Origin of the sequence: Siminovitchia fortis (assembly GCF_003605365.2) — a bacterium.
Classification (GTDB): domain Bacteria; phylum Bacillota; class Bacilli; order Bacillales; family Bacillaceae_C; genus Siminovitchia; species Siminovitchia fortis.
On the sequence record NZ_QYTU02000100.1, the window covers coordinates 1 to 983 of the forward strand.

Here is a 983-nt window from a genome sequence, read left to right on the forward strand (position 1 = left end):
GCCGGTGCACCCATTGCTAAATATGCAGTGCTTACATACCCTGTCTTTCCGCTGACGGTTATCTTTGCCCAGCCGCCGGATTCCGATTGGACAGACACTTTGGAACCGGAGGCCAATTTGGCAATGACGCTTCCGCTTGTAGACGCTTTGCTTCTCACGTTTAACGACGAACCGGGATTTACGTTCACATACTTTGTAACGGTTTTTNCAGTCGAAGCTTGCTTTGCTGCAGGCTTGGCAGGCGCCAGCGTCGATGCTTGTTTAATATTGGCTTTTGGCTGGCTCACTGGAACGCTTGTGGACAAATATTGTGTGCTTACATAGCCTGTCTTTCCATTGACAGCTATTTTGGCCCAACCGCCTGCTTCCGATTGAACAGATACTTTCGTCCCACGAGTCAATTTGCCAATTACACTTCCGCTTGTTGAAGCGCTGTTTCGCATGTTCAGCGACGAGCCTGAATTTACATTTATGTATTTTGTAACTGCTTTGGCTGGTGCAGGTGCAACTTCCTGCTTAGCAACTTCCTGCTTAGCAACTGGTTGGCTTGCCGGGGCGCCTGACGACAAAAATTGTGCACTGACATATCCTGTCTTCCCATTGACTGTCACTTTTGCCCAGCCACCCGATTCTGACTGAACAGATACTTTCGTCCCACTTGGCAATTTGGCGATCACGCTGCTGCTCGATGAAGCGCTGCTCCGGACATTAAGAGCTGAACCTTGATTCACTGAAACATACTTTGTTTCAGCTTGGGCTTTTATCGCAGGAGGTTCGGCGGCTTGAACAGCCTCTTCAAAAGCTACCGTCGACAATGCTGCAAAACATAGGCCAGGAATGACGATCTTCTTTTTCAAATTCTCACTTCCTTTATGTCGAATTTAATATACTCTTATCCTATCATATTTCGACTTTACTGGAAAAAATATGAATTTTTTAGTTAGTTTTTCTGTAACTCCTTAATCCGTGACTAAATTTATCTA

At 45.9% G+C, this 983-nt stretch carries 1 protein-coding gene; it reads right to left on the reverse strand.

Annotation, left to right across the window (positions count from 1 at the left end; all coding sequences use genetic code 11):
- Nucleotides 1–731, reverse strand: a 731-nt coding sequence (locus tag D4N35_RS17835; protein WP_438944426.1) for an SH3 domain-containing protein, incomplete at its 3' end; no start/stop codon positions are given.
- Nucleotides 732–983 lie beyond the last annotated feature (252 nt).